General features: G+C 60.9%; 20 protein-coding genes. 8 read left to right on the forward strand and 12 right to left on the reverse strand.

What is annotated here, in order from left to right:
* Positions 1-4 precede the first annotated feature (4 nt).
* Positions 5-862: an RDD family protein gene (locus Q0367_RS08005; protein WP_298981468.1), complete on the reverse strand. Its 858-nt coding sequence runs from the start codon at positions 860-862 to the stop codon at positions 5-7.
* 63 nt (positions 863-925) lie between these two features.
* Here Q0367_RS08005 and Q0367_RS08010 point away from each other — a divergent pair, with 63 nt between their 5' ends.
* Both Q0367_RS08010 and Q0367_RS08015 read left to right on the forward strand, forming a co-directional pair.
* A complete protein-coding gene (locus Q0367_RS08010) occupies positions 926-1,867 on the forward strand; it encodes a stage II sporulation protein M (protein WP_297630535.1) in 942 nt (313 codons plus the stop codon).
* Positions 1,848-2,567 (forward strand): hypothetical protein, encoded by a 720-nt coding sequence (locus tag Q0367_RS08015; RefSeq protein ID WP_297630532.1) that lies wholly within the window; start codon positions 1,848-1,850, stop codon positions 2,565-2,567. Before Q0367_RS08010 ends, Q0367_RS08015 begins: the two co-directional genes overlap by 20 nt.
* Positions 2,568-2,579: 12 nt before the next feature.
* On the opposite strand, the gene Q0367_RS08020 is transcribed toward Q0367_RS08015, so the two are convergent.
* The 8 genes from Q0367_RS08020 to Q0367_RS08055 all read right to left on the reverse strand — a co-directional run bounded on the left by Q0367_RS08020 (position 2,580) and on the right by Q0367_RS08055 (position 11,963).
* Positions 2,580-3,767 carry a hypothetical protein gene (locus tag Q0367_RS08020; RefSeq protein ID WP_298981469.1) on the reverse strand — a complete coding sequence of 396 codons (1,188 nt, stop codon included), beginning with the start codon at positions 3,765-3,767 and terminating at the stop codon, positions 2,580-2,582.
* 259 nt (positions 3,768-4,026) lie between these two features.
* A complete protein-coding gene (locus Q0367_RS08025; protein WP_297630526.1) occupies positions 4,027-5,208 on the reverse strand; it encodes an FtsW/RodA/SpoVE family cell cycle protein in 1,182 nt (393 codons plus the stop codon).
* Positions 5,209-6,000 (reverse strand): septum site-determining protein MinD, encoded by a 792-nt coding sequence (minD, locus tag Q0367_RS08030; RefSeq protein WP_297630523.1) that lies wholly within the window; start codon positions 5,998-6,000, stop codon positions 5,209-5,211.
* Between the two features lie 7 nt (positions 6,001-6,007).
* Entirely contained in the window at positions 6,008-7,174 is a 1,167-nt protein-coding gene (gene minC / locus Q0367_RS08035) for a septum site-determining protein MinC (protein WP_298981470.1), read from the reverse strand.
* Between the two features lie 9 nt (positions 7,175-7,183).
* A complete protein-coding gene (locus Q0367_RS08040; RefSeq protein ID WP_298981471.1) occupies positions 7,184-9,364 on the reverse strand; it encodes a penicillin-binding protein 2 in 2,181 nt (726 codons plus the stop codon).
* A 48-nt stretch (positions 9,365-9,412) separates the two neighbouring features.
* Positions 9,413-9,928, reverse strand: a complete 516-nt coding sequence (gene mreD / locus Q0367_RS08045) for a rod shape-determining protein MreD (protein ID WP_298981472.1) — start codon at positions 9,926-9,928, stop codon at positions 9,413-9,415.
* Complete coding sequence (gene mreC, locus Q0367_RS08050) at positions 9,925-10,809, reverse strand: rod shape-determining protein MreC (protein ID WP_297630510.1); 885 nt, start codon at positions 10,807-10,809, stop codon at positions 9,925-9,927. Before mreC ends, mreD begins: the two co-directional genes overlap by 4 nt.
* 86 nt (positions 10,810-10,895) lie before the next feature.
* Entirely contained in the window at positions 10,896-11,963 is a 1,068-nt protein-coding gene (locus Q0367_RS08055; RefSeq protein ID WP_297630507.1) for a rod shape-determining protein, read from the reverse strand.
* 383 nt (positions 11,964-12,346) lie between these two features.
* On the opposite strand from Q0367_RS08055, the gene tilS reads away from it, so the two are divergent.
* Both tilS and Q0367_RS08065 read left to right on the forward strand, forming a co-directional pair.
* A complete protein-coding gene (gene tilS / locus Q0367_RS08060; RefSeq protein WP_298981473.1) occupies positions 12,347-13,891 on the forward strand; it encodes a tRNA lysidine(34) synthetase TilS in 1,545 nt (514 codons plus the stop codon).
* Positions 13,892-13,913: 22 nt separating this feature from the next.
* Positions 13,914-14,426, forward strand: coding sequence for an aminoacyl-tRNA deacylase (locus Q0367_RS08065; RefSeq protein ID WP_298981474.1), 513 nt, complete (start codon positions 13,914-13,916; stop codon positions 14,424-14,426).
* Positions 14,427-14,466: 40 nt separating this feature from the next.
* Here the strand turns inward: Q0367_RS08065 and Q0367_RS08070 are convergent, their stop codons facing one another.
* The gene (locus Q0367_RS08070) at positions 14,467-15,111 is read right to left on the reverse strand and encodes a double zinc ribbon domain-containing protein (RefSeq protein ID WP_297630498.1); all 645 of its coding nucleotides are present in this window, start codon (positions 15,109-15,111) and stop codon (positions 14,467-14,469) included.
* 377 nt (positions 15,112-15,488) lie between these two features.
* On the opposite strand from Q0367_RS08070, the gene Q0367_RS08075 reads away from it, so the two are divergent.
* The 4 genes from Q0367_RS08075 (at position 15,489) to Q0367_RS08090 (ending at position 20,245) form a co-directional block, all read left to right on the forward strand.
* Complete coding sequence (locus tag Q0367_RS08075) at positions 15,489-16,583, forward strand: amino acid ABC transporter substrate-binding protein (RefSeq protein WP_297630495.1); 1,095 nt, start codon at positions 15,489-15,491, stop codon at positions 16,581-16,583.
* Positions 16,584-16,679: 96 nt separating this feature from the next.
* Positions 16,680-18,113 carry an ABC transporter permease subunit gene (locus tag Q0367_RS08080; RefSeq protein ID WP_298981475.1) on the forward strand — a complete coding sequence of 478 codons (1,434 nt, stop codon included), beginning with the start codon at positions 16,680-16,682 and terminating at the stop codon, positions 18,111-18,113.
* A 39-nt stretch (positions 18,114-18,152) separates the two neighbouring features.
* A complete protein-coding gene (locus Q0367_RS08085) occupies positions 18,153-19,415 on the forward strand; it encodes an amino acid ABC transporter permease (RefSeq protein ID WP_297630487.1) in 1,263 nt (420 codons plus the stop codon).
* A gap of 77 nt (positions 19,416-19,492) precedes the next feature.
* Positions 19,493-20,245 carry an amino acid ABC transporter ATP-binding protein gene (locus Q0367_RS08090; RefSeq protein ID WP_297630484.1) on the forward strand — a complete coding sequence of 251 codons (753 nt, stop codon included), beginning with the start codon at positions 19,493-19,495 and terminating at the stop codon, positions 20,243-20,245.
* Between the two features lie 52 nt (positions 20,246-20,297).
* Here the strand turns inward: Q0367_RS08090 and Q0367_RS08095 are convergent, their stop codons facing one another.
* On the reverse strand, positions 20,298-21,365 hold the full coding sequence (locus Q0367_RS08095) for a ketopantoate reductase family protein (protein ID WP_297630473.1): 1,068 nt from the start codon (positions 21,363-21,365) through the stop codon (positions 20,298-20,300).
* A gap of 8 nt (positions 21,366-21,373) precedes the next feature.
* Positions 21,374-22,648: an anaerobic glycerol-3-phosphate dehydrogenase subunit C gene (locus Q0367_RS08100; RefSeq protein ID WP_298981476.1), complete on the reverse strand. Its 1,275-nt coding sequence runs from the start codon at positions 22,646-22,648 to the stop codon at positions 21,374-21,376.
* Between the last annotated feature and the right edge of the window lie 2 nt (positions 22,649-22,650).

Consider the following 22,650-nt stretch of genomic DNA (forward strand, 5'->3'; position numbering starts at 1 on the left):
GAATTTACAATTGATCGGCGGCGCGGCGATAGGCCTCGGCGACGGAATAGAGAAAGCGCTGTGCATCCCGGCTGGTTGAGCCAGGAAGCGGGGCCTCTAATCGGGTTGCAATGGCCTGCGCCAGCCGCAGCATCAGCGCCGGATCGGCCTGGCCGCGCATCTGACGCTCAAGGACCGTGCAGATGAGCTGATACTCATCGCCGGTCAGGCGGCGCAGATTGGGAATTTCCGATGTAATGTTCCCTGCAAGAGGGGGCGACTCACCCTGGCGGGACTCCCTTGCGCTCGGGCGCATGAAGAGGTCGGGCTGCGAGGTCATCCCCTCATACACGACCAACGTGCCGGCGGCGTAATCTCCCAGCCGCCGCGACTGACGACTCAAAAACATCACGACAAAGCCTAATGCGTAGGCGAAAGGGAGAAAGTCCACGATGCGCACCAGGTTGCGGATGGCAACCTCCAGAAATCCCGGGACGCCGCCGTCTAGCCTGACGACGCGGATTCCGGCCAGCCGTTTTCCCGGCGTCTGTCCCTGCCAGCCCAGCTCGAAGACCAAATAGTAGCCCCAGAAAATGGCGAAGTTGAGCAACGCATAGACCGCCAACACGAGGCCGACGGCCCACCCTGGATCGTCTTCTGCGGCGGTGAGCGCGATGGAGGCGTCCACGACCCAGCCCATGAAGACGGTCAGCAGGAAATTCAAGAGCAACAGAAGGCCGGCGATCAGCGCTGCGTCGATCAGTGCTGCGATGAAGCGACTGCCAAGCCCTGCGACCGCATAGCCAAACGTTACGTTTTCCGGCGTGGAGATGATATACTCGCTTTGATCGACCAATGAAGGCGCATCACTCAGATTCTTCACAATGCGTTTCCGAAGATGAATCTTGAATACTTTCTGAAAAAACGGCGATCCAGCTGGCAACGCATGGAAACGCTGCTCCGCCAGGCCCGCAACCATCCACGCAATCTCTCCGCGTCTGAGTTGGAGGAGCTAGGACGGCTGTATCGAAGCATTGCCTCGGACCTCGCCCTGGCGCAGCGCGATTTTCCCGATCAACAGGTCACACGCTATCTCAACCAGTTCGTTGGCCGCGCCCATGTTTTGATCTATCAGGGGGAGCCGCTGCGCTGGAGGCGGCTTGTTCACTTTTATCGTTGCACATTTCCGCAATTATACCGCGCCCTCTTGCCCTATACGATCACGGCTTTTGTCCTGTTTTGTGCGCCGGCGCTTGCAGCATTCTGGGCGGTGAGCGCAGACCAGGAGTGGATTTACGTCATTCAGGGGCCGGGCGTCGCACCGCTGGTTGCGCAGGTGGAGCGCGGAGAGCTCTGGACGGAGATCGCGCCGGGCGTGCGTTCGGCGGCCGCCAGTCTCATCATGACCAACAATATCCAGGTGATGTTTCTCACCTTTGCCGGCGGCCTGACCGCCGGCATCCTGACGCTCTGGGTGTTGATTCACAACGGCCTGACTTTGGGCGCCATCTTCGGGTTATTGTCCATCCATCAGCTGGTCGGGGGGCTGGCGGAATTCGTCCTGGCCCACGGCCCGGTCGAGCTGAGCGTCATCTTTCTGGCCGGCGGGTGCGGCCTGTATATCGGCGACGGCTTTCTGCGCCCGGGCTTGCTCGGTCGGGGCGTCGCCTTGCGACGGCGCGCCCGGCTCGGGGTTCAGTTGATTCTGGGGTCAGTCCCTTTTTTGGTTATTGCCGGGTTGATCGAAGGCTTCGTCAGTCCTTCTGCGCTCCCGTGGCCTGTGAAGGGGCTGGTGGGTCTGACCACCGGCGCGCTGCTGCATCTGTATTGGCTGGGCGCCTGCCGCCATGCAACGGAAAGGTCCGCTGATGAAAACGCGTTTTTATGAACGCACCGCCTATCAGCTTTCCGATCAACCTGTGCCAGGCTGTTTCGTCTGGTTGGACGAACAATTCGATCAGCGCTTCGCCACCTATGAAGAGGCGTTCAGCCATCCGTGCGCTGTGATGGCGGAAAGTCTGTGCGCACGGATGGCCGACGTCGAAATGTACGCTTTTTTGATCGAAGACGCGCGCAAGCGCCACACCGTCGACCCGAAAGCCGAAGAGAAGGCGGCGCTGTTGACGCGTTCATTTTGGGTGGGCTATCTCGGCGCCGGCCGGGCGCTGCTGGACGTCGGCGCAGCTATCCTGGCGGGCCTGTATGATCTGGCGCTGCCCGTCGCCGCCATCTCCTTTGGCCACGGCGACTTCTGGCGTCAACTCGTAACTGCGGCGCCGAACGTGCATCGTCGCTATCACCCGCTGCGGCTCTTTCTGACCGAGTTTTTGCGTTGGTGCAACGAGAGCGCGCACCGCATCCCGCCCATCCTGGTTGTGGAAGCGCAGTTCGGCAGGTACGCCCCCCGCGACGACCGCCTGCGTTTTTTCGATGAACCTAACTTCACGCTCGCCGAGATGCATCGCGCCACCGTGCATGCACGCTGGGTCGATCCGCTTGCGCTGCACATTCGGTGGAAGCCGCAGTTTCTGTCGCTCTGCGAAAAACTGACCGTCGATCTCAGCAAGGCTCTTGAGCGTCCCGCCTAGCCTGACGCCGTCTCAGGGGTTCGCCTGCTGCTCATTTTTCGGCGTCCGCAGGGCAAGCTTTTCGGGCGGCTCGGCGTAAATGGTCACCTCGATCGGCCCGCGCATCCCCCAACGTTTGGCCGTCTCGTAGTCGACGTCCACAACCCAGTTGCGCCGCAACAGATCGGGGATGTGATGGCGCGCGGCGACGTCGAGCACCTGGAACGGTCCTTCTATCTTTCCCTTGCCCACCTGAATCCACACCAGTCGCCCCAGGTCGCCGGCGCGCAGCAACGCAACGCGACCGATGCACTCCTCGCAGGCTTCGATTTTGTTCACCCGCTCACGATACCTCTCCACTCTATCCATCACCTGAGGAGCGTAATACATAGCCAGTCCGGTGACCGGCAGCGGCGTCGGTTCGCTGTACGGCGGGGAGAGCTGCAGCCAGTGCGTCGCTGGTTGAGAAGCAACGGACGCCTGGCCGTTTATGGCCTGCGCTTGAGCGCCGGCGAGGTTGGGCGTTGTCACCAAGGATTCCGGCGAATTGGGCTCTTCTGAGTCACCGGCATCTAGGGCCTCGTTTCCGGAGTCGATCGAAGCAGTCGGAGATGGCGCTGCGCTCTCGGTTTCGCTCATGGGGACGGTCGGCTCGACCGTCACGACTTCGGTCACGACCACGGTCTCGGTGACGGGAACAATCTGCTCAATCGTCACCACCTCGGTCACCAGCACGGTTTGGGTGACAGGAACAATCTGCTCAATTGGCACCACTTCGGTCACGAACACGGTCTCGGTGACGGGAACGATCTGTTCAAGCGTCACGACTTCGGTCACGAGCACAGTTTGGGTGACGGGAACAATCTGCTCAATCGTCTCGGTCACAAATACGGTCTCAGTGACGAATACGGTCTCGGTGACGGGGACGATCTGCTCGATCGTCACCACCTCGGTAAGCAGGACTGTCTGTGTAAGGGTGACGACTTCGGTCAAGATATGTGTTTCTGAGAGGGCCTGCGCATTACACGCAGGGCTTATTTCCTGAGATCGGAGGGTTTGCCCCGCCGTTTCCACGGCGGGGTAAGTACAGGCAGGTTCGTCTTCTGTCTCCGCCGCCCCTTGTTGCACTGCGGATGTGGTCGAACTATCGGCGGCGAAAACTGACAGCGGCGCTATCGCCAGCGTAACAATGATGAGCATTCGACAAATTTGAGTAAACATAACGCTTCTCCTTTTGAATTTTATTTTGAATCGGCTGCGTTTTCATCGTTGGGAGGCTGTCTTTGGGCAAAAAGAATGCGTTTTCACGGACAGAAATCCATCCGCAAAAACGCCGACTCTGCTTGCCGTATGAAGCTTACCGGAAGACTCGGCTCAAACCTCGAGCGCAGCCTTCATCCCAACGACAAAACGCGGCGTGACCTGATCGAAATTGCGAGGGCGCGCGCCGCCATCAAGTGGCGGCGCCTCGCTCTGCGCGCTAAAAGAATTCGATCTTGCGGTGACGCATGGCCACGCTTTCCGCCAATCCAATTGCAAACATCATCGATATCAAAGAGCTGCCCCCGTAACTGATAAACGGCAGCGTCAGTCCGGTCACGGGCATGATTTTGAGATTCATGCCCACGTTGACAACGATTTGAAAGAATATCAACGCCGCCACCCCTGTCGCCAGCAGCTTTCCGAATTGATCGGGCGCCCGCTCTGCAATGCGCAGGACGCGCCACACGACAAAGAGCAGCAACAGCAAGATCAACGACGCGCCGATCATTCCGAGTTCCTCAGCAATGACGCTGAAGATAAAATCGGTGTGTCGCACGCGCAGGAAAAGGAGCTGATTTTGCGTTCCCTGCGTCCAACCGAGGCCGGTCAGCCCACCGTTGCCGATGGCGATCAACGCCTGATCGACGTTATAGGAAGCGGCGGTGTTCGCCTCGGGCTGGATGCATTCGGTGGGCAACGTATCGAAAGCCGCGCGCAACAGATTGAGAATGGGGGGAAGGATGTGTCCTTCTTCGTCGGTCGGCAAAAAGATGCAAAGGCGCGCCAACATGTATCCCTGGAGAGTGGCGGCGAACAGAGGAAGCGCCAGCAACGCGCCGCCGCCGAGCAATGCCAGATGACGGTAGCGCACGCCCGCCGCCAGGATCAACACGCCGCCCATAAATGCGTAGGTGATTGTCATCCCAAAGTCGGGTTGCACATAAACCAACGCCAACGGCGCCAACAGAAACAACAGCGCCATAAGTAGATAGGGAAGTCGGTGCAAGCTGTCGCGGAACCAGCTCAGATACCAGGAAAGAAAAATGATGAGCAGGAATTTCCCCGCTTCGGTGGGCTGCACCAGGGTGCCGCCGAGATTGATCCAACTGCGAGACCCACCCTGCGCCTCTCCAAAAAAATAGACGGCCACCAACGAGGCAACGAAGATGAGAAACGCCGGAATCGCCAGCAGCGACAACTGGCGATAGTCGACCATCGCGACGAAAAAGAGCACAACCAGCCCGATGAGGATGAAATTAACCTGGCGTTGCCAGTAGTCGACAAGGTCCGGCGAGTTGCGCGTGGCGCTGTAGATGAGCGCCACGCCGATGCTCGAGAGAAGCAAAACGACCAAAAATAATGGCCAATCAAAATAACGCCAGTTGATTCGTGCAAACATTTATCTTCCAAACAATCTGGCCAGCCAGCCCCAAAAGCCCGGACGATAGTAATCCGTCAAAGGCACATTGGCGCCCATGATGCGCCGGGCGATATTTTCATAGGCGCGCCGCACATACATGCGACGGTCGAAGGCGGCGGGCGTCCCCCGATCTGTGGAGAGCATCAACCGTTCGTCTTCCGGCACAACGCCGAGCAGATCGATGGCGAGGATGTCGAGCACGTCGTCGATGCCGCGCATTTCACCGCTGTTGACCAGCCTGGGATTGTAACGGTTGATCACCAGGCCCGGCTGTCGGCGCCAGTCCCGTTCAAGCAAATAGATCACCTTGTCGGCGTCTCGCAGCGCGCTCACGTCGGAGGTGGTGACGATCAACACGCGATCGGCCGGCGCCACCGCCGTGTGAAATCCGTGTTCGATGCCGGCGGGCGAATCGATCAACACATAGTCGGCCATTGTGACAAGTTGGCGACAAATTGCGCACATCTGCTCGATGGCGACGTCCCGCTTGTCACGCGTTTGAGCGGCCGGCAATAGATAGAGAAATTCGGCGCGCGGATCGCGCACCAACGCCTGCTGCAAGGTGCAGCGTCCTTCGGCGACATCCACCAAATCGAAGACAATGCGGTTTTCCAGCCCCATGACCAGGTCGAGATTGCGCAGTCCCATGTCGGCGTCCACGGCGATCACGCGCTGACCGAGCTGCGTCAACGCTGCGCTGAGATTCGCCGTCGTCGTCGTCTTGCCAACTCCTCCTTTGCCGGAGGTGATCGTGATGACCGTGCCTGTCATATGTAGATCAACCGTCCCCTCGCCGCAAGGTGACCAGGCCCCCGGGTCGGGCTATGTCCCATTCCTCTATCATAATTTCATCTTGCACCACGCGGGCGATTTCCGGCCGTTTGTGTTGAGAGCGCCGCCAGAAAAAACGACCGGGCTGCCCCGGTTTGGGATCCGGCGCGATTTTGATCACATCGGCGATGCGCAGCTGCGTCGGCTCCAGGTCAAGCGCAGCCACCAATGCGCGGCGATTTCCGCCGGCGCCGGCATGGACTACGCCGCGCAGCCTGCCCCAAACCAGCACGTCGCCGTCGCTGATCACCTCTGCGCCCGGGTTGATGTCGCCGATCACCAGGACATGTTCTCGACGATGAAGGCGATGACCAGAGCGCAGATATCCTCTGTAGACGAAGTAGCCCTCTGCGTCCGCCCCTCGTTCCTGGCTGTTGAAGGTCGCCGACATGGCGGTTGCGCTCTGGGCGCCTTCAGCCGCTTCCAACATGACGGCCAGGCCAACCGCCAGCGCCGCCTGAAACGTGCGTTCAGAGCGGGTGCGCACGACGCCCACCGTCATTTCTTGCGCAGCGAGCACCTGCGCAAGCTCCTGCAGTTCTCCTTCCGTGACAGGTCGCGCGCCCAGGTCGAGCGCCACGCTGCTCTTGCGGAAGAACCCGGCGGCGCTCTCCAGCCGCTCCGCCAGCGCCGCCATCACTTGACTCCACGCGCCCACGCCGATCTCAATAGCAACGCCGTCGCTTCGTCCACGAATGTAGACGATCTGCGCGCCCGTAGGGGCGGGCGGCACCTCTTTCGCTTCGGGGGTTTCCATGGCTGGCGGTGCAGACGTCGCCGCCGGAGCCGCAGCCATGGCCGGCCGAGTGTTCTCCGGCGCAAGGGCGCCTGAAGGTTCGGCCTCTCTGGCTGCGCTTGCTTGCGCCAAGAAAGGAGGCAGGCTGTCCACCGCATCGTACGCAGGGCGTGCATGGCTCTTGACCAGCGGCTCTCCTGGCAAGGCGCCCGGTTCCGCCGTTCTCTCCTGTGGCGCCTTAGGCTCACCGGCCCCTCTTTTTGATGCGCCTTGCACCGTTACGTCGTCCAACAGATCGGCGATGCGCAGCTCCAAAGCAAAGACGCCGTTCGGCGATGATGGGCTGCTTGAATCTTCGGGTCTGGCAACGTCGCTCATACGGCTTCCTCAAGGTTGTGCAATGGCGCCCTGGGTGCGTGGCGAAATCTCGGTGAAGTACGCCTCTAAAATTTTCTGGGTGACGGGCGCAGCCACAGCCGACCCTTCACCGCCATCGTAGACGAAGGTGACGATGGCGATCTCCGGATTGTCGTATGGTGCGAACGCACTGAACCAGGCATGGAAAGGCAGGAAGCCCTTCTCGTCGCGGCGACAGTCCCGCTTCTCTGGAATGTATTCGCAGAACTCGGCGGTGCCTGTTTTGCCGGCCACCTCGACGCCCGGCACGCGCGCCACGCGGCCGGTGCCGTAGTCCGTGTTCACCACTTCCCACATGCCGCGACGAACGACTTCCATATCCTCCGCCGAGATCGGCAATGTGCGCTTGATCTCCGGCTCGAAATCTTTCTGAACGCCGCCTTCAGCGTCGGTCATGTGATGCACGATTTTGGGGACGTAGATGGTTCCGCCGTTGGCGATCGCCGCCGTTTCGACCAACACCTGCATCGGTGTAGACAGAACATACCCTTGACCGATCGCCATGTTGTAGCTGTCGCCCGTCGTCCAGGGTTCGGCGAACAACCGCCGTTTCCATTGATCGGTCGGCACAATCGACGTGACCTCGCCGGGAAGGTCTACGCCGGTGATTTCGCCAAAGCCGAAAAGCTCCGTCCATTTGCTGAGCAATTGCGGCCCCAATCCCTGGAATTGGTTGGGGAAGCCGCCGCCCAAAATATAAAAGTAAATGTCATTGGAGAGCGCCAGCGCTCTCACTACGTTCATCGGCCCATGGACGATGCCGTACTTGTGATTCCAGCTCACAAACTCCTGGGCCTGCGACATGTCGTCGGGGAAATAGCGATTGGGCAGGTAGATAGGGCCGGAGTCAACGATGGTCGTGTTCGGCGTAATAATGCCTTCGGCCAGCCCCGCCGCTGCCGTCACCATCTTGAAGACGGAGCCGGGTGGATATAGCCCTCCAATTGCATAGTTGATCAAGGGGCGCCGTTCATCTTGCTCTAACTTGAGGTAATCTTCGCCGATGCGTTCAGCAAAGATATTGTTGTCATATGAAGGTAGGCTGACCATGCCCAATACTGCGCCATTTTGCGGGTTCATCGCCACGGTGACGCCCCAGGGAGCGTCCACTTCGTCCATCATTTCCTGGAGCGCATCGCGCATGACCTGCTGCAGGCGCAAGTCAATGTTCAGGTGGAGATTCCAGCCGGGCACCGGTTCGACCACCGGCCCGATCGTGCGTACGTCGACGCCAAGGATGTTGCGTTCGGAATAGCGAACGCCCGGGGAGCCGCGCAGCTCAGTTTGATAGGTGTATTCGAGGCCGTTCAACCCCACTTTTTCGTTGAGATTGGTGTATCCCGCCTCGCGGTACGTGTCTGCGGCGAGGGCGGGGATCGGTCCCATGAACCCCAACACGTGGCTGAGGAGATCGCCGTAGATATATTCGCGCACCGGCACCTGAATGACCCGCACAGCCGGGATGCGGAAGCTGTCCTCCGAAATCTCAAATGCGCGAATGCGATCGACGCCGTCCAGGATCGGCACCGGGTCGGAGGCGCTGCCCATGCTCTGGATGGCGACAACGCGTTTCACCAGCGCGACCAACCCTTCCAGCGGGAGCGGTTGGTCAAGGTCAGGCAGATAGACCTTGCGCGGCTCCACCATGGCAAGCCGGCCATCTTCGGTCACGGGTGTGACGAACGCCGGCTCACTCAAGAAAGAAATAGGCACGTTGGCGCGCTGCACGGTGCGAATGAAGTCGTCGTAGCCGAGCTTATTGAAGAGAATGGCCGCCATGCGCAGCGCCACTTCCGGATCGCTATCGGCGCGCAGAATGCGCAACACTTTCTCGATCTCGACCGCCTCCTCGTCGACGTCGGGCGTATCAAGGTCGTCGAAGGGAAGGTCTTCGGGCACCAGCGCCACCTCAAAGCTCGGACGATTGCGCACCAAAATGGTCCCGTTGCTGTCGTAAATGATCCCACGCGGGGCGGGCGTCTCGATGCGCAGCAGCCGGTTACGGTTCGCCAGCGCCTGATACCGTTCATTTTCTACGACCTGCAATTGAAACATCCTGACGACCATGATCAGAAACACAATCACGATCCCCGCTCGAAAGAGGGTCATCGTCAGGTTTGCAGTGTCACGGACGGTGCGTTCCTCGAACATGTCTCCCTATAGACGCTCGCCCTGAATATGGACAAGCAAAAACCAGACCTACAGGTCCTGACTTTCCGGCAGCCGGTTCAAGAGCGGCAGCAGCAGCAACATAATTGCGGTGTTGTACAACGTGACCGGCAGCACAATGTCGCGAATTGCGTCGTCGATCGGCACCCGCAGCGTAGGCGCCCCGGCCACTTCCAGCACGGTGAGGATGGTGAGATAGACGCCGGCGTAGGCCAGCGTGCCGAGCGCCGTCGCCGCAAGAGGAACGAATATGTTGAAGCGAGAGAAGGGGCGGTGACCCAATCCTGCCACCAAAGCGCTGGCCATGAGCGCCAGGCTCGACGCTCCGAAGGGGCCGCCGCTGAAAATATCCATGCCGACGCCTGCCACAAACGCCCATACAACGCCGGGTCTTGCTCCGTACACCAGCGCTCCGATGACCACCATCAACAACACCAGCTCCGGTTTGACGCCTGCAATTTTCATGCGCGCCGCCGCAGTCGATTGCAGCAAACAGAGCAGCAGCAGCAACGGAACCATCAGATAATACAGGGCGCCGCGGTTCATGGCGTCGCCTCCGGCGTAGTCTCCTCGGCTTCAGATGCGGGGGTTTCTTCCGCCGGCTGAAGCAGGAATTCCGGCAGCGCCTCGCTGGGTTCAAAGTTTGTGATGACCATCACCAGCTCCAGGCTGCCGAAGTCCACGGCGGGGCGAATGAGGGCGGTCTGAAACACGGCATTGGGCTGGGATTCAATCGACTCAATCACGCCGATGGTCAACCCTTTCGGGAATCTGCCGCCCAGACCGGAGCTGAGCACCGTTTCGCCAAGGTTGAAGGTCGGCCCTTGAGGGATGAAATCCATGATCAGCTTGCCGCCGGTGCCGCCGCGCACAATGCCGTTCAATCGGCTTTCCGCCATCAGCGCGCTGGCGGAGCTGCTCGGGTCGGTCAGCAGCAGCACTTTGGCGTTATTTTCCGTGACTTCGCTGATGCGCCCCACCAGCCCTTGATCGGTCACGACAGGCATGCCCGTACGGATGCCGTGCACAGCGCCCAGATCGATCAAGATTGTGTCGCTGAAGTTTGTGCTCTCTTCGCCGACGACGCGGGCAACAATTTGCGCGCCGCGCAGCTCGAGCCGCGGCCTCGTTTGGGCGAATTTAAGCAAGGAGCGAAGCTGCTCGTTTTCCTTTTCCACCTCGCGCAGCGTCTCAATCTCAGCTTCCAGCTGTTTGGCGCGCGCCTCCAGAGCAAAATACTCCTGCTCCAGGGTGCGGACTCGCCCCAGAAATGCAAAGAAACGATTGACGGTGGAGGTGACGCCTGTGGCGCTCAGTTGGGCGGGCGCGGTGAGCTGAGTGATCAAATTCTGGGCGGGGCGCAGGTTGCCGGAAATTTGCAGCGTGATCAACAGGATTGCAGCCAGCGTCAACAGTGCAATCCGCACACCCAAATCGCTGAAGTTTCGAGCTCGTCGTTCGGTGCTACGCATAGGGAGCGAATCGGTCCGTCAACGAAGAACCACGGGTAGACCTATCGAATCGTCGCCTTGCGCTGCATGCTCGTCAATGTCTCGCGATAGAATTCTGGTTTCTCCAAAATCATCCCGGCGCCCATTGCCACCGCCGTCAACGGATTGTCGGCGACGTAGACATGCATACGCGTCTCGTCTTGCAGGCGCTGCGCCAGCCCTTGCAGCAAAGCGCCGCCGCCGGCCAACACAATTCCATACTCCATCAGATCGGCTACCAGCTCTGGAGGCGTCTCATCCAGCGTCGCCTTGACCGCATCCACGATCACCTGCACCGAACCGGAGAGCGCCTCGCGGATCTCCACCGAGCTGACCTCCACCGCTTCCGGCAGGCCGGTGATCAGGTTGCGCCCACGCAAAATCATCGTGCGCTCGCGCTCCAGAGGATAGGCGGAGCCGATCTCGATTTTGGCGCGTTCGGCCATGCGTTCACCGATCAACAGATTATACTTCTGGCGGGCGTAGTTGATGATGTCTTCGTTCATCTCGTCGCCCGCCACCCGAATGGAGCGCGAGACGACAATGCCGCCCAACGAGATCACGGCGACTTCGGTGGTGCCGCCGCCGATATCGACGATCATGGAGCCAACCGACTCCGTCACCGGCAGGCCGGCGCCGATGGCGGCCGCCATCGGCTCTTCCACCAGACCGGCCTCGCGCGCGCCGGCGCTGATCGCAGCGTCGCGCACCGCGCGTTTCTCCACTTCGGTCACGCCGGAGGGAATGCCGATCACAACGCGAGGACGCGCCGCGCCGAAGCGTCCACCGTGCACCTTGCCGATGAAGTGGTGGATCATCTGCTCCGTCACATCGAAGTCGGAAATCACGCCGTCTTGCAAAGGGCGGACGGCGACGATGTGGGCCGGCGTCCGCCCAACCATTTCCTTGGCCTCGCTGCCAACCGCCTTGACGCGGTTGCGTCGCCGTGAAGAGATGTCGATGGCGACCACCGAAGGCTCGTTGATCACGATGCCCCGGTTTTTCACATGGACGAGCGTGTTCGCCGTGCCCAGATCGATCCCAATATCGAGTGAAAAAAGTCCTAACAGCCAGTCGATCGGGTTATTCACACGCGATCTTTCTCCTGAAACTCACACGACGCGTCCAGGTTCATGATATAACGATCTGCTTCAATCCTTGCAGACCTGCACAGTCCGCGCCTTTCTGTGCACCCTAGGTTCACGCGTTCAATCCTATCACGTCGAATGCATCTGCGCACGCATTTCACAAAACCTGCTCGCATGCACCCTGCTTCGCTCTCATCCCCTTGCAACCGCGACTCGGCGCTGCACAAACCGCGCCTTTCAGGATGAGAAAATTACACTTAAGTATATCACAGGCGAAGACTCGCCAAAAAGCACTGCATGTTGACGTTTGCATTCTTTTGCGAAAATCCTCCATCGCCCGCCCATTCCGCCTTTCGTCATGGCAGAGTATAATAATCGTTGTGGAAATGAAGGTTGAAAACGAACTGTCTTTCAACGATCCTTTGCTCAGCCTGATGGCGCAGACTGAGCGTCGCTACACCCTCTTCCCTCCACCGGCGGACTCCGATCAGCCGGTGATCGTCGGCGTGAGCGGCGGGGTCGACAGCGTCGTTCTCTTGCATGCGCTGGCGCAACTGTCTCCTCTATGGCGCCTCCAATTGCACGTCGTCCACGTCGATCACGCACTGCGAGCTTCCTCTGCGGAAGACGCCGCCTTCGTTCGCGAGCTGGCCCGGCGCATGGGAACGCCGTTTCACACCATTCGCCTCGATGCAGCTGCATTGCGCAATGACGCAAGCGGCCTCGAGGCGGCAGCGAGACGGGCGCGCTACCGTTTCCTGTGCGCCATCGCCCATGACGTCACACCGGACGATATGGTTCCCATCGTTGCAGTGGCGCACCATGCGAACGACCAGGCGGAGACGGTGCTGCTCCGGCTCATCCAGGGGAGTGGAGTCGAGGGATTGGCAGGCATGCGCCCTGTGACGATCCTCGATGACCCAACCCTGACGATGAGGCCGGTTCGCCTGGTGCGTCCGTTGCTGCAGGCTTCTCGCACCCAGATCGTCGAGTACGCCCAACGCCATCTGCTCTCCTGGCGCGAAGATGAAAGCAATCTCGATCTGCGGCGAACGCGCAACTTGATTCGCCATCATGTCCTGCCGGTGCTGGCGCGCCTCAACCCACGCGCGGTCGACGCCATTGCACGCGCAGCGGACCGTGTCGCCGAGGCCTGCGAGCGGTTGCGAGCATACGACGAACAGACCCTGGAGGAGCTTACGCTCGAGCAATGCGCACAGCGCATTGTGCTACGCCTGGACGCCCTGCAAAAGATGGACGCCGCCAGCGTGCGCAGCCTTTTACACCGGTCCATGGCGCGGATGCGCGTCGATCTGCGAACAATCGGGGCGGCGAAACTCGAACGGCTCGCCGACGCCATCCTGCACGCGACGCGTCGTTCTGGCCCCCACCCCCTGGGAAGCGGCCTGGCCTGGAGCGTGGTTGCGCTTGAAAGCGGCGTTCTGGCGCTTTCCCTGCATCGCAGCGACGCGCTGCCTTGTGCGCCCCCAGGCCCCTGGCTGGACGCAGATCGGCGTCGGCGGGGTGAAATTCCTCTTCCGCTGGAAGGGGAGCTCGCACTGGACGGTTGGCGCCTGCAATGCACGCTGCTCGCACCCCAAGACGTCGCAGCGGAGTGGCGCTGCAATCAGGATCGCTGGCGCGCTTTTTTCGACGCCGAAAGCGTTCAGACGCCCGTTCTCACGACGCCGCAAGCGGGGCTGAAAATCGAACCGTTGGGAATGGCAGGAAAGCATCGCGCCCTGGGCGATCTTTTCACCGACGCCAAAATTGCGCCGGCGCTGCGCGCCGGTTGGCCGTTGCTGGTGGATCGCAGCGGCGATCGCGTGCTTTGGGTCTGTGGATTGATGCAAGCGCACGCCGCTCGCGTTACAGACGCAACGCGTCGAGTTTGGATGGTGCGATGGGTGAAAGATTCCGTAGTTGTCTGATCGAAATTGATTGGAGTTCTTCATGGAGTTCGTTTTGCGCACACCGGATGATCTGCAGCGATTTCTCGTCGAACGTGAGATTCGCGCCGAGCTGCTTCGCGATATCGGTCACACGCCGACGGTGCCTGCGGCCGCGCGCACCCTCGGCGTCGAGCCAGAGCAGATCATCAAGACCTTGCTCTTTCTGGTGGAGCGCCCGGGGCAGATGGAGCCGGCGCCTGTGGTGGTGATCAGCCATGGCGAGCGACGCGTCGACAAGGCGAAGCTGGCGGAGCGCTTCGGCGTCGGCAAGAAACGCGTGACGCTGGCGCCCGCCGAAACGGTGGCGATGCTCCTCGGCTATCCGGCCGGCGGCGTGCCGCCCTTCGGCCATGCCAACGCCCTGCCGGTGATCGTGGACGCCAGCATACAAGAGGCGGTGGAGCGCCACGGCGGCGTGATCTTCGGCGGCGGCGGCGATGACCGCACGATGATGCGCTTGACCTTGGCGGAGCTACTACGGGTGACGAACGCTGAAGTGCTTGCGGTGAGTTGAACGTAACAAGCAATAGAGGGGGATTTCTATCCCCGCCCTCTCACGAGTCGATGGGCGGCGTGCGCGCAGGACGATACGGATCGTCTTCAACGTCGTCCTGGAAGGGTGCAGCGGAAGGAGGCGCAGCGCTGCGCCGGAATGGATTGCGCAAAGACGAAGCTACAGAAGCGAGCGGGGTCGGAGACGCTGCGGGTTGCAACTGAGGGGTCGGCTGAACGCCTTGCAGCTGCGGCCTGAGCGCAGCGCGCGGTTGCGGCGCGCCGCAATAGACGCAAATCTCCCACTCGTTTCGCACCAGTTTGCCACAGCCAGGACAGGAATGTTGCAGTTGGCTGTGGCAGTTGGGACAATAGACCCAGCCTTCTTTCACAGGGACGCCGCAGTGGTGGCAGGTCATCGTCTCCTCAAGCTCGCGCAGCAACGCCTCTTCCTCCAGCGCGCGGTCATAAATCTCCGCCAACGTGGCCTTGGGGCGAATCATCAGATAGAGGATGAAGCCGATCAATGGGAAAATCAACACGAGCGCCACGGCCAGCGTAATCACGAGCCAGTCGTGCGTGCGCGAACGAATGTCGTTGAACGTCCAGATGCCCATGGCGATCCAGAAAGCGAACAGAAAGGCGCCCAACGCTGCAACCAGCACACCGACAATGGTGCCGATCGTATTAATCAATTCTGGTGACATTGTTCAGTTCACTCCAAGCCTACGGCTTGCGCCGTGTAAAGTTTTGAAGGATTATAACGCACAGGTTCACGAACCCCAAACGAGGCCGCCCCTTCCGAAGTTCCAGCGCCGGCGACGCATCTTGCAGGCGGCGCAGGCTTGCACCACCCAAATGATTTGACAGAAGATCGGTCGCATGCTATATTCGTCGCACCCGAAGACCGTCCAGAGAAGACAATCATCCGTAGCAAGCGAATGTTTGAACGCCTGCTCGCCGATTCTGCCTAGTTTTCAGCGGACTCAGCGTCGTTTTGCGGACCCTAACCAGATTTCTCTGCTTTCTCTGCCAGATTCATCTTGAATGTTTCAACCACACAAGCAAACAAAAGGAGAACGCCATGAACAAACGACTGACTCTGTTAGGTGTCTCGCTGTTGATCATCGCCGTCATCTATTCGGCGTGCGCGGCGCCGGCGCCGGCGCCCGCCGCAGCGCCCGCCCCGGCGGAGGTTGCAGCGACTGAACCGGCGGCGCAGGCTGGCAGCCTTCTCGATATCGTCAAAGGTCGGGGCCGACTGATCTGCGGCGTCAACAATCAAGTGCCCGGCTTCGGCAACGTCGATGCAAACGGCAACTACAGCGGCTTCGACGTCGACTTCTGCAAGGCTGTGGCTGCAGCAGTCCTGGGCGACGCCAATGCCGTCGAGTATCGCTACGCCAGCGGCACCGATCGCTTCACGCTGGTGAAGTCCGGAGAGGTGGACGTCCTTTTCCGCAACACCACCTGGACGTTGACGCGCGATAGCGCCGAGGTCGGCATGGAGTTCATGCCGGTGAACTTCTATGATGGCCAGGGCATGATGGTGCGCAAGAACAGCGGCATCACCAGCCTGGAAGACATGGACGGCGCCACCGTCTGTGTGCAGAGCGGAACGACCACCGAGCTGAACTTGGCCGACGTTTTCCGGGCCAAAGGGTTGGATTTCACCCCCGTCGTCTTTGAGGACAACGACAAGACGGCCGGCGCCTACGACGAAGGGCGCTGCGACGGCTTCACCACCGATAAATCCGGCCTGGTGGCCACGCTGACCAAGCTCACCAACCCTGATGAACACATGATCCTGGAAGAGACGATGTCCAAAGAGCCGCTGGCAGGCGCAGTCTTCCAGGGCGACCCGGTGTGGGCGGACGCCGTGCGTTGGGTGGTCTTTGGGCTGATCCAGGCGGAGGAGAGCGGCGTCACCAGCCAGAACGTCGACCAAATGATGAGCAGCGACGACCCGACGATCAAGCGCCTCCTTGGCGTCGAGGGCGAGATGGGCGCCAAGCTCGGCCTGCCCAACGATTTCATGGTGCAGGTGATCAAACAGGTCGGCAACTACGGTGAAATCTACGACCGCAATCTCGGTCCGAATACGCCGTTCAATCTGCCGCGCGGCCTCAATGCGCTGTGGACGGAGGGCGGCCTCCTGTACGCCCCGCCGTTCCGGTAAATCGAACGATTGTCGTGGAAACCTTCCAGGGGCGCCCCTGGAAGGTTTCTTCGTAAAAGGACGTACGCCTTCGAGCTATCAGAATCTCAAGCGCTTATGGCAAGCTCGACTTTTCCAACTTCGCGGCCTCCATTCTTTCGAGACACGCGCGTCATCGCCGTTGTCCTTCAGTTGATTTTTCTGATTGCTCTGGCTTTGACCGGCTGGTTTCTCTATAGCAACATGGTGGCGCGTCTCGCCGCCAGCAACACCGCCGCCGGCGGTGCGCTCTCCTGGGCGTTCTTAAATCAGACGGCGGGGTTCGGCATCTCCGAGGGGCCGGCTTTTCGTCCCGACGAGAGCTATGGTCGCGCCTTTCTGGTCGGCGTCGCCAACACTTTGCGCGTCGGCGTCGTGGGCATCGTCCTGGCCACGCTGCTGGGGCTGTTCGCAGGCATTGCGCGCGTCTCCACGAACTGGCTGCTGAGCCGTCTGGCCGCCGTCTACGTCGAGATTTTTCGGAGCACGCCGCTTCTCGTTCAGTTGTTGTTCTGGTACGTCGGCGTGATCGCGGCCCTGCCCGGCATTCAAGAGGCCACCGAGCTGGGGAATTTGGGCTATCTCACCAACCGAGGCATCCACCTGACCTGGATTTTTGTCACAGAAACCGGGCGCATATGGCTGGCCTGGCTTCTGGCGGGTTTTGTCCTCGGCATTGCGGCGAGTTGGTTGCGTCGCAGACATCTGGAGCGGAATGGCCTGACAGGAAGCGCCGCCCTGCCGGGCATTCTCGTCTTTCTCGCATTGGCTGTCATCGGATACTTCGCCGCAGACATGACTGCATCCATGCCTGAGGCCACCGCGTATGAGCTGCGACGCGGAGACCGCGGCACGCTGTTTGAGGACGTGAATCGCAACGGCGTCTATGAGCCGGGCGTCGACCGCACGCTGGCCTACGTTCCGATCAAACTCTTCGATCGCGAAGGTCGCGTCGTCGCCACCGGCCTCACAGAGGGGGATGGAACGTTTCGCTTCATCAACCTGCCGGCCGAGGCGGTGCGCCTCGAGTGGGAGACGCCTGCCCCGCTGGCGGTCAGCGAGCCGCAGCTTCAGGGCTTCAACTTTCGCGGCGGGCTGAGCCTGACGCCGGAGTTCGCTGCGCTGTTGATTGCGCTGGTCGTCTACACCGGCGCCTTTATCGCCGAAATTGTGCGCGCAGGCATCAGCGCCGTCAACAAGGGACAATGGGAGGCGAGTCGGGCGCTCGGGCTCAACACCGGCCAGACGCTGCGCCTGATCGTGTTGCCGCAGGCCCTGCGCGTGATCATCCCGCCTCTCACCAGCCAGTATCTGAATCTGGTCAAAAACTCCAGCCTGGCAATCGCCGTGGGATACCCCGACCTCTTCAACGTCTCGCGCACCATCGTCAACCAGACCGGCGCCGAGGTGCAGGTGATTCTGATGGTGATGGGGACCTACCTTTCTTTCAGCCTGATCACCTCACTCTTTATGAACTGGTACAACAAGCGCATTGCACTGGTGGAGCGGTAGCGGGTCAAAAAGGCAAGGGCAAGGCGGAGGAATGCACCGATGACGACGGAAATTCGCTCAACCACTTGGGTCAACACCAATCACCCTGCGCCGGCGCAAAAGCCGCCCGTCACCGAGGTCGGCCCAATCGGCTGGCTGCGCGCCAATCTGTTCAGCAGCGTCGGCAACACGATTCTGACGCTGGTCACGGCGGTGGCGCTCTATTTTATCGTCACCGGCCTGGTGCGCTGGGTGTCCGGCGCGTTTTGGCAGCCGGTGTGGGAAAATCGCAAGCTCTTCGCCGTCGGCCTCTATCCGGTTGCACAGATGTGGCAGCCGGCGGCGGTGCTGCTGATGGTCAGTGCGCTCTTCGGCTTGAGCGCCGGCCGGTGGGGCAGCATCATGCGCAATTTGGGCGTCGGTCTCGCAGCGTTGCTCCTGCTGTTCGCCATCATTCCGATCGGCGCGCAGGCGCAACTGGTGATGGCGGCCGGCCTCGGGCTGCTGTTGATCGGCTACGGCGTCGGCGCACGCGTCCCCATTCCCAGCCGATGGCTGGCGCTGGGATGGGTCGTCAGCTTGCCGCTCACTTTCATTTTGTTAGGCGGAGGCGTCAACCTGCCGGCGCTGGGCGTTCGCTGGCAGTTTGCGCCGTTCGTCGAAGTCAACCTGTGGGGCGGCCTGATGTTGACGATGTTGCTGGCGGTCGTCGGCATCGCCCTGAGCTTTCCGATCGGCGTGTTGCTTGCGCTGGGAAGGCGCAGCAAATTGCCGGTCATCAAATGGTTCTGCATCGGTTACATCGAGCTGATCCGCGGCGTGCCGCTGATCACGCTGCTGTTCATGGGCATGACCATGCTGCCGCTCTTTTTGCCAAGCGGCTGGGGCAATCCTTCCCTGCTCGTGCGGGCGATGACGGCCATCACGCTCTTCAGCGCCGCCTATCTGGCGGAAAATGTGCGCGGCGGCTTGCAGGCCATTCCCAAAGGCCAGTACGAGGCCGCGGATGCACTCGGCTTGAGCGCGTTCGACAGTCTGCGTTTTATAATCTTGCCACAGGCGTTGACCAAGGTGATTCCGGCCATCGTCGGTCAGTTCATCGGCCTTTTCAAAGACACCTCCCTGGCCTCGCTGGTCGGCTTGCTGGAGCTGGTCGCGGTCGGCAAAGCGGTCATCCAACAGCCGGAATGGTTGGGCACGCCCGGCGGGATCGCAAGAGAAGTGTACGTGTTCATTGCGGTGGTTTTCTTCGTCTTCAGCTATGGCATGAGCTTCGCCAGCCGCAAGCTGGAGAGCAAGCTCGGCTTTGGAAAACGGCAGTAAAAAAGAAAATTTCGAGATGCGTCTCGAGAGCCGCATCTTCTGAACGTAAATTTATTTTAGACTGGGAAACGACGCATATGGCAGGTCATGCAGAAGACACCGATATCATTATCGTCCGAAATGTCAACAAATGGTACGGCGACTTTCATGCGCTGAAGAACGTCAGCCTGACGGTGAAGCGCAAAGAGGTGGTGGTGATCATCGGGCCGTCCGGCTCAGGCAAATCGACCTTTATCCGCACCATCAACCGCCTGGAGGAGCATCAGAGCGGCGAGATCATCGTCGACGGCATCCCGCTGACGCACGACGTGCGCAACATTGAGGCCATCCGCATGGAGACCGGCATGGTCTTTCAACAGTTCAACCTCTTCCCCCACCTGACGGTGTTGCAGAACATCACGCTGGCGCCGATCCATGTGCGCAAGATGAAAAAAAAGGACGCCGAAGAGCGCGCCATGCAACTGTTGGAGCGCGTCGGCATCCCAGAGCAGGCGCATAAATATCCAGGGCAACTCTCCGGCGGCCAGCAGCAGCGCGTGGCGATCGCACGCGCGCTGGCGATGCAGCCCAAGATCATGCTCTTCGACGAGCCGACTTCAGCGCTGGACCCGGAAATGATCCGCGAGGTGCTCGAGGTGATGGAGGAGCTGGCCGAATCGGGCATGACGATGGTCGTGGTGACGCATGAGATGGGTTTCGCCAAGGGCGTCGCCGACCGCATCGTCTTTATGGACGGCGGCGAGATCGTGGAGATCGGAACGCCCGAGCACTTCTTCACCAATCCTCAACACGACCGGACGAAACTCTTCCTCCAGCAAATTCTGAAGTGATGTGGCGTGGTGCGTGTTGCGTCGTGCGCCGCGCATCGCGCACCACGCCACATCACACTCTCCGGGCCGCCTGCCATAGACGGTCATGGGCGCCCTTCCAGCCGGGGCGTTCTTCTGGATGCGCGACCAGTCGCAGCAGGGTGTCGGTCAGCAACGCGTTGACGGGGGTGAACGCGCCCACTTGCCTGCCTTTCTCCACGACGGCGCCGTTGAGCCAGCGCACCTCACTTTTGCCCTTGTTGGCGTGCAGGTCGATGTGTAAACTGGGCATCTTGCCCCCGCGCGCGCGGCCAATCTGTTTGCGCAAGATCGGACGGAGCAGCGCCTTCGGCGCGTAGCGAATCAACGGCGCCAGCTTGCCGAAGGGATAGCCGTCCAGGTCCACCGGCGCGATGTGGGAGGCCGCCATCACCGCCAGCGCCTCTCGCCACGCCGCGATCTCGATGTCCACCATGCGGTTGTCGGCGAAAACGACTTCAGGCGGTTCGTCGAGAATGGCGCAGGTGGCGTTGCCCATCATGTTCATCAGCAGCTTGGTCCATTTCATGGAGGCCGCGCTGCCGTACCGCTGCACGGCGAAGCCGGCCAGCTCCATCAGCGCGCAGACGTCGCCCAAGGCGGCTTCCGCTCCCCGCCATGACGCCAGCCCCAGCCCATAGCGCGGTTTGTCGACGTGGATGGCGCCCGGCCCCACGACGCTCACCGGCGTCGTGATGCTGCCCGCCACCACCGCCGCCCTGTCCGCAATCTGGGCGATGCTCTCTTCATTGCCGACGCCGTTCTGCACGCTCAAAAAGATCGGCGGCGGCGCGCCTGTTTCACTCAACGCCTGCCGATATTCCGCTGCTGCGGCAGCCGTGTCATAGCTCTTGACGGTGAAGATCGCCAGGTCAAAGGCGCTTTCCGAGCGGTCGTAGGCCTCCTGAATGCTGGCGACCGGACGCATGTTGCGCACTGTGTGCGCGCCCTGCTCGTCGGTCAACTTCAGCCCTTGCGCCCGCACCTGCTCCACAAAGGCGCGCCGGCCCACCAGCGTCACGTGCTGGCTCGCCATAGCCAGCTTTCCACCCACCAGACAGCCGATCGCCCCGGCGCCGATGATCAAAACGTTCCAGGCCATGTCAGCGTCTATCTCTTTCCTGCGACGACATCGCGACGCTCCAGATCGTACAGGCCATAGGCGGCGGCGAGAATCTCGATCGGATGTCGGCTCGGCAGCGCGGTTCCATGTTCGAGCTGCCAGCGACAGGTCTCCGAGTCGCACGCAGTGTAGCGCACGTCCTGGCCCTGCGCCTTCACAAACTCAAACAGCTCGGCGCCGACGTCCATTGCGATCTGATACTTCTCGACCTTGTAGCCGTAGGTGCCGGCGATGCCGCAGCAACGGGCGTGCGATTCGGCCAGATCCAGTTCCGGGATCAGCGCCATCAACTCCAACGCCGGTTTGCCGATGCGATGGGCGCGCTGCTGACAGGGCGCATGATAGGGCAACTTGAGCGGAAGCGGCTGAAAGTCGGTGCGCAGCTCGCCCGCTTCGTACAATTCGCGCAGCCACTCGAAGATGTCGTAGGTTCCCAGTTTGAGCGTAGTCGCCGGCTCGTCGTGATAGTCAAGCAGCTCAGGCGCCTCCTCCTTGAGCGTGAGCGTGCAGCTTGTGCTCGTGCCGACGATCGGCAGCCCGGTGCGCGCGTAGCCGGCCAGCCTGCTTACGTTGTTGTGGTGATAGGTGCGCGCAGCGTTGAACTCGCCGTTGGAGAGCAGCGGCAGCCCACAGCAATTTTGTTCGGGCACGATCACCTCATAGCCGTTGTGCTCCAGCACGACGACCGCCGCCTTGCCGATGAACGGCTCGTAGTACATGGTGGCGCAGCCGTGAAAATAGACGACCTTTTTGTCAGATTTCAGCCGCCGGTCGCGCGTGCGCTTCAGCCAGTCGCGAAAGGTGCCGGAGGTGCTCCACGTGGGCAGGGGCGCCTCGCGCGCGATGCCCATCACCTTTTCCGCCATGAAGCGGCTGAATGCGTTGTGAAGGGCGAAGTTGGCCAGCGCCGGCGCAAAGCTGCCCAGCTTGCCGAGCAGCTCATTGCGTCCCAGCAGTCGATTGCGTAGAGGCAGTCCTTTTTCGGCCACGATCTGCGCGCGGGCGCGCGCGTTCAACTCGGCGATTCTGACCCCGGTCGGACAGACTTCGTTGCAAACGCGACAGCCCGAACAGTAATCGACCGAATGGTCGGGCGAGCGGGATTGACCGCCTTCGCGAAAGCGCTGGGCCTGGGGGCCGACGTATTTGGGGCCGGGAAAGAGATCGGTCACCGCCGAAACCGGACAATGGCTGGTGCAGATGTTGCACTTAATGCACTCGTCGAGCGTCAGATCGACCGAGTGCCATGAAACAGGCGCCATAC

This window comes from uncultured Caldilinea sp. (assembly GCF_937128415.1).
Classification (GTDB): domain Bacteria; phylum Chloroflexota; class Anaerolineae; order Caldilineales; family Caldilineaceae; genus Caldilinea.

Coding starts and splice junctions, on each gene's coding strand:
- Q0367_RS08095 (WP_297630473.1), bottom strand. CDS start 21,365: ATGGCCTGGAACGTTTTGATCATCGGCGCCGGGGCGATCGGCTGTCTG.
- Q0367_RS08080 (WP_298981475.1), top strand. CDS start 16,680: ATGGCAAGCTCGACTTTTCCAACTTCGCGGCCTCCATTCTTTCGAGAC.
- Q0367_RS08075 (WP_297630495.1), top strand. CDS start 15,489: ATGAACAAACGACTGACTCTGTTAGGTGTCTCGCTGTTGATCATCGCC.
- tilS (WP_298981473.1), top strand. CDS start 12,347: ATGAAGGTTGAAAACGAACTGTCTTTCAACGATCCTTTGCTCAGCCTG.
- minC (WP_298981470.1), bottom strand. CDS start 7,174: ATGAGCGACGTTGCCAGACCCGAAGATTCAAGCAGCCCATCATCGCCG.
- Q0367_RS08070 (WP_297630498.1), bottom strand. CDS start 15,111: ATGTCACCAGAATTGATTAATACGATCGGCACCATTGTCGGTGTGCTG.
- Q0367_RS08085 (WP_297630487.1), top strand. CDS start 18,153: ATGACGACGGAAATTCGCTCAACCACTTGGGTCAACACCAATCACCCT.
- Q0367_RS08090 (WP_297630484.1), top strand. CDS start 19,493: ATGGCAGGTCATGCAGAAGACACCGATATCATTATCGTCCGAAATGTC.
- Q0367_RS08065 (WP_298981474.1), top strand. CDS start 13,914: ATGGAGTTCGTTTTGCGCACACCGGATGATCTGCAGCGATTTCTCGTC.
- Q0367_RS08015 (WP_297630532.1), top strand. CDS start 1,848: ATGAAAACGCGTTTTTATGAACGCACCGCCTATCAGCTTTCCGATCAA.
- Q0367_RS08040 (WP_298981471.1), bottom strand. CDS start 9,364: ATGTTCGAGGAACGCACCGTCCGTGACACTGCAAACCTGACGATGACC.
- minD (WP_297630523.1), bottom strand. CDS start 6,000: ATGACAGGCACGGTCATCACGATCACCTCCGGCAAAGGAGGAGTTGGC.
- Q0367_RS08010 (WP_297630535.1), top strand. CDS start 926: ATGGAAACGCTGCTCCGCCAGGCCCGCAACCATCCACGCAATCTCTCC.
- Q0367_RS08020 (WP_298981469.1), bottom strand. CDS start 3,767: ATGTTTACTCAAATTTGTCGAATGCTCATCATTGTTACGCTGGCGATA.
- mreD (WP_298981472.1), bottom strand. CDS start 9,928: ATGAACCGCGGCGCCCTGTATTATCTGATGGTTCCGTTGCTGCTGCTG.
- Q0367_RS08025 (WP_297630526.1), bottom strand. CDS start 5,208: ATGTTTGCACGAATCAACTGGCGTTATTTTGATTGGCCATTATTTTTG.
- Q0367_RS08100 (WP_298981476.1), bottom strand. CDS start 22,648: ATGGCGCCTGTTTCATGGCACTCGGTCGATCTGACGCTCGACGAGTGC.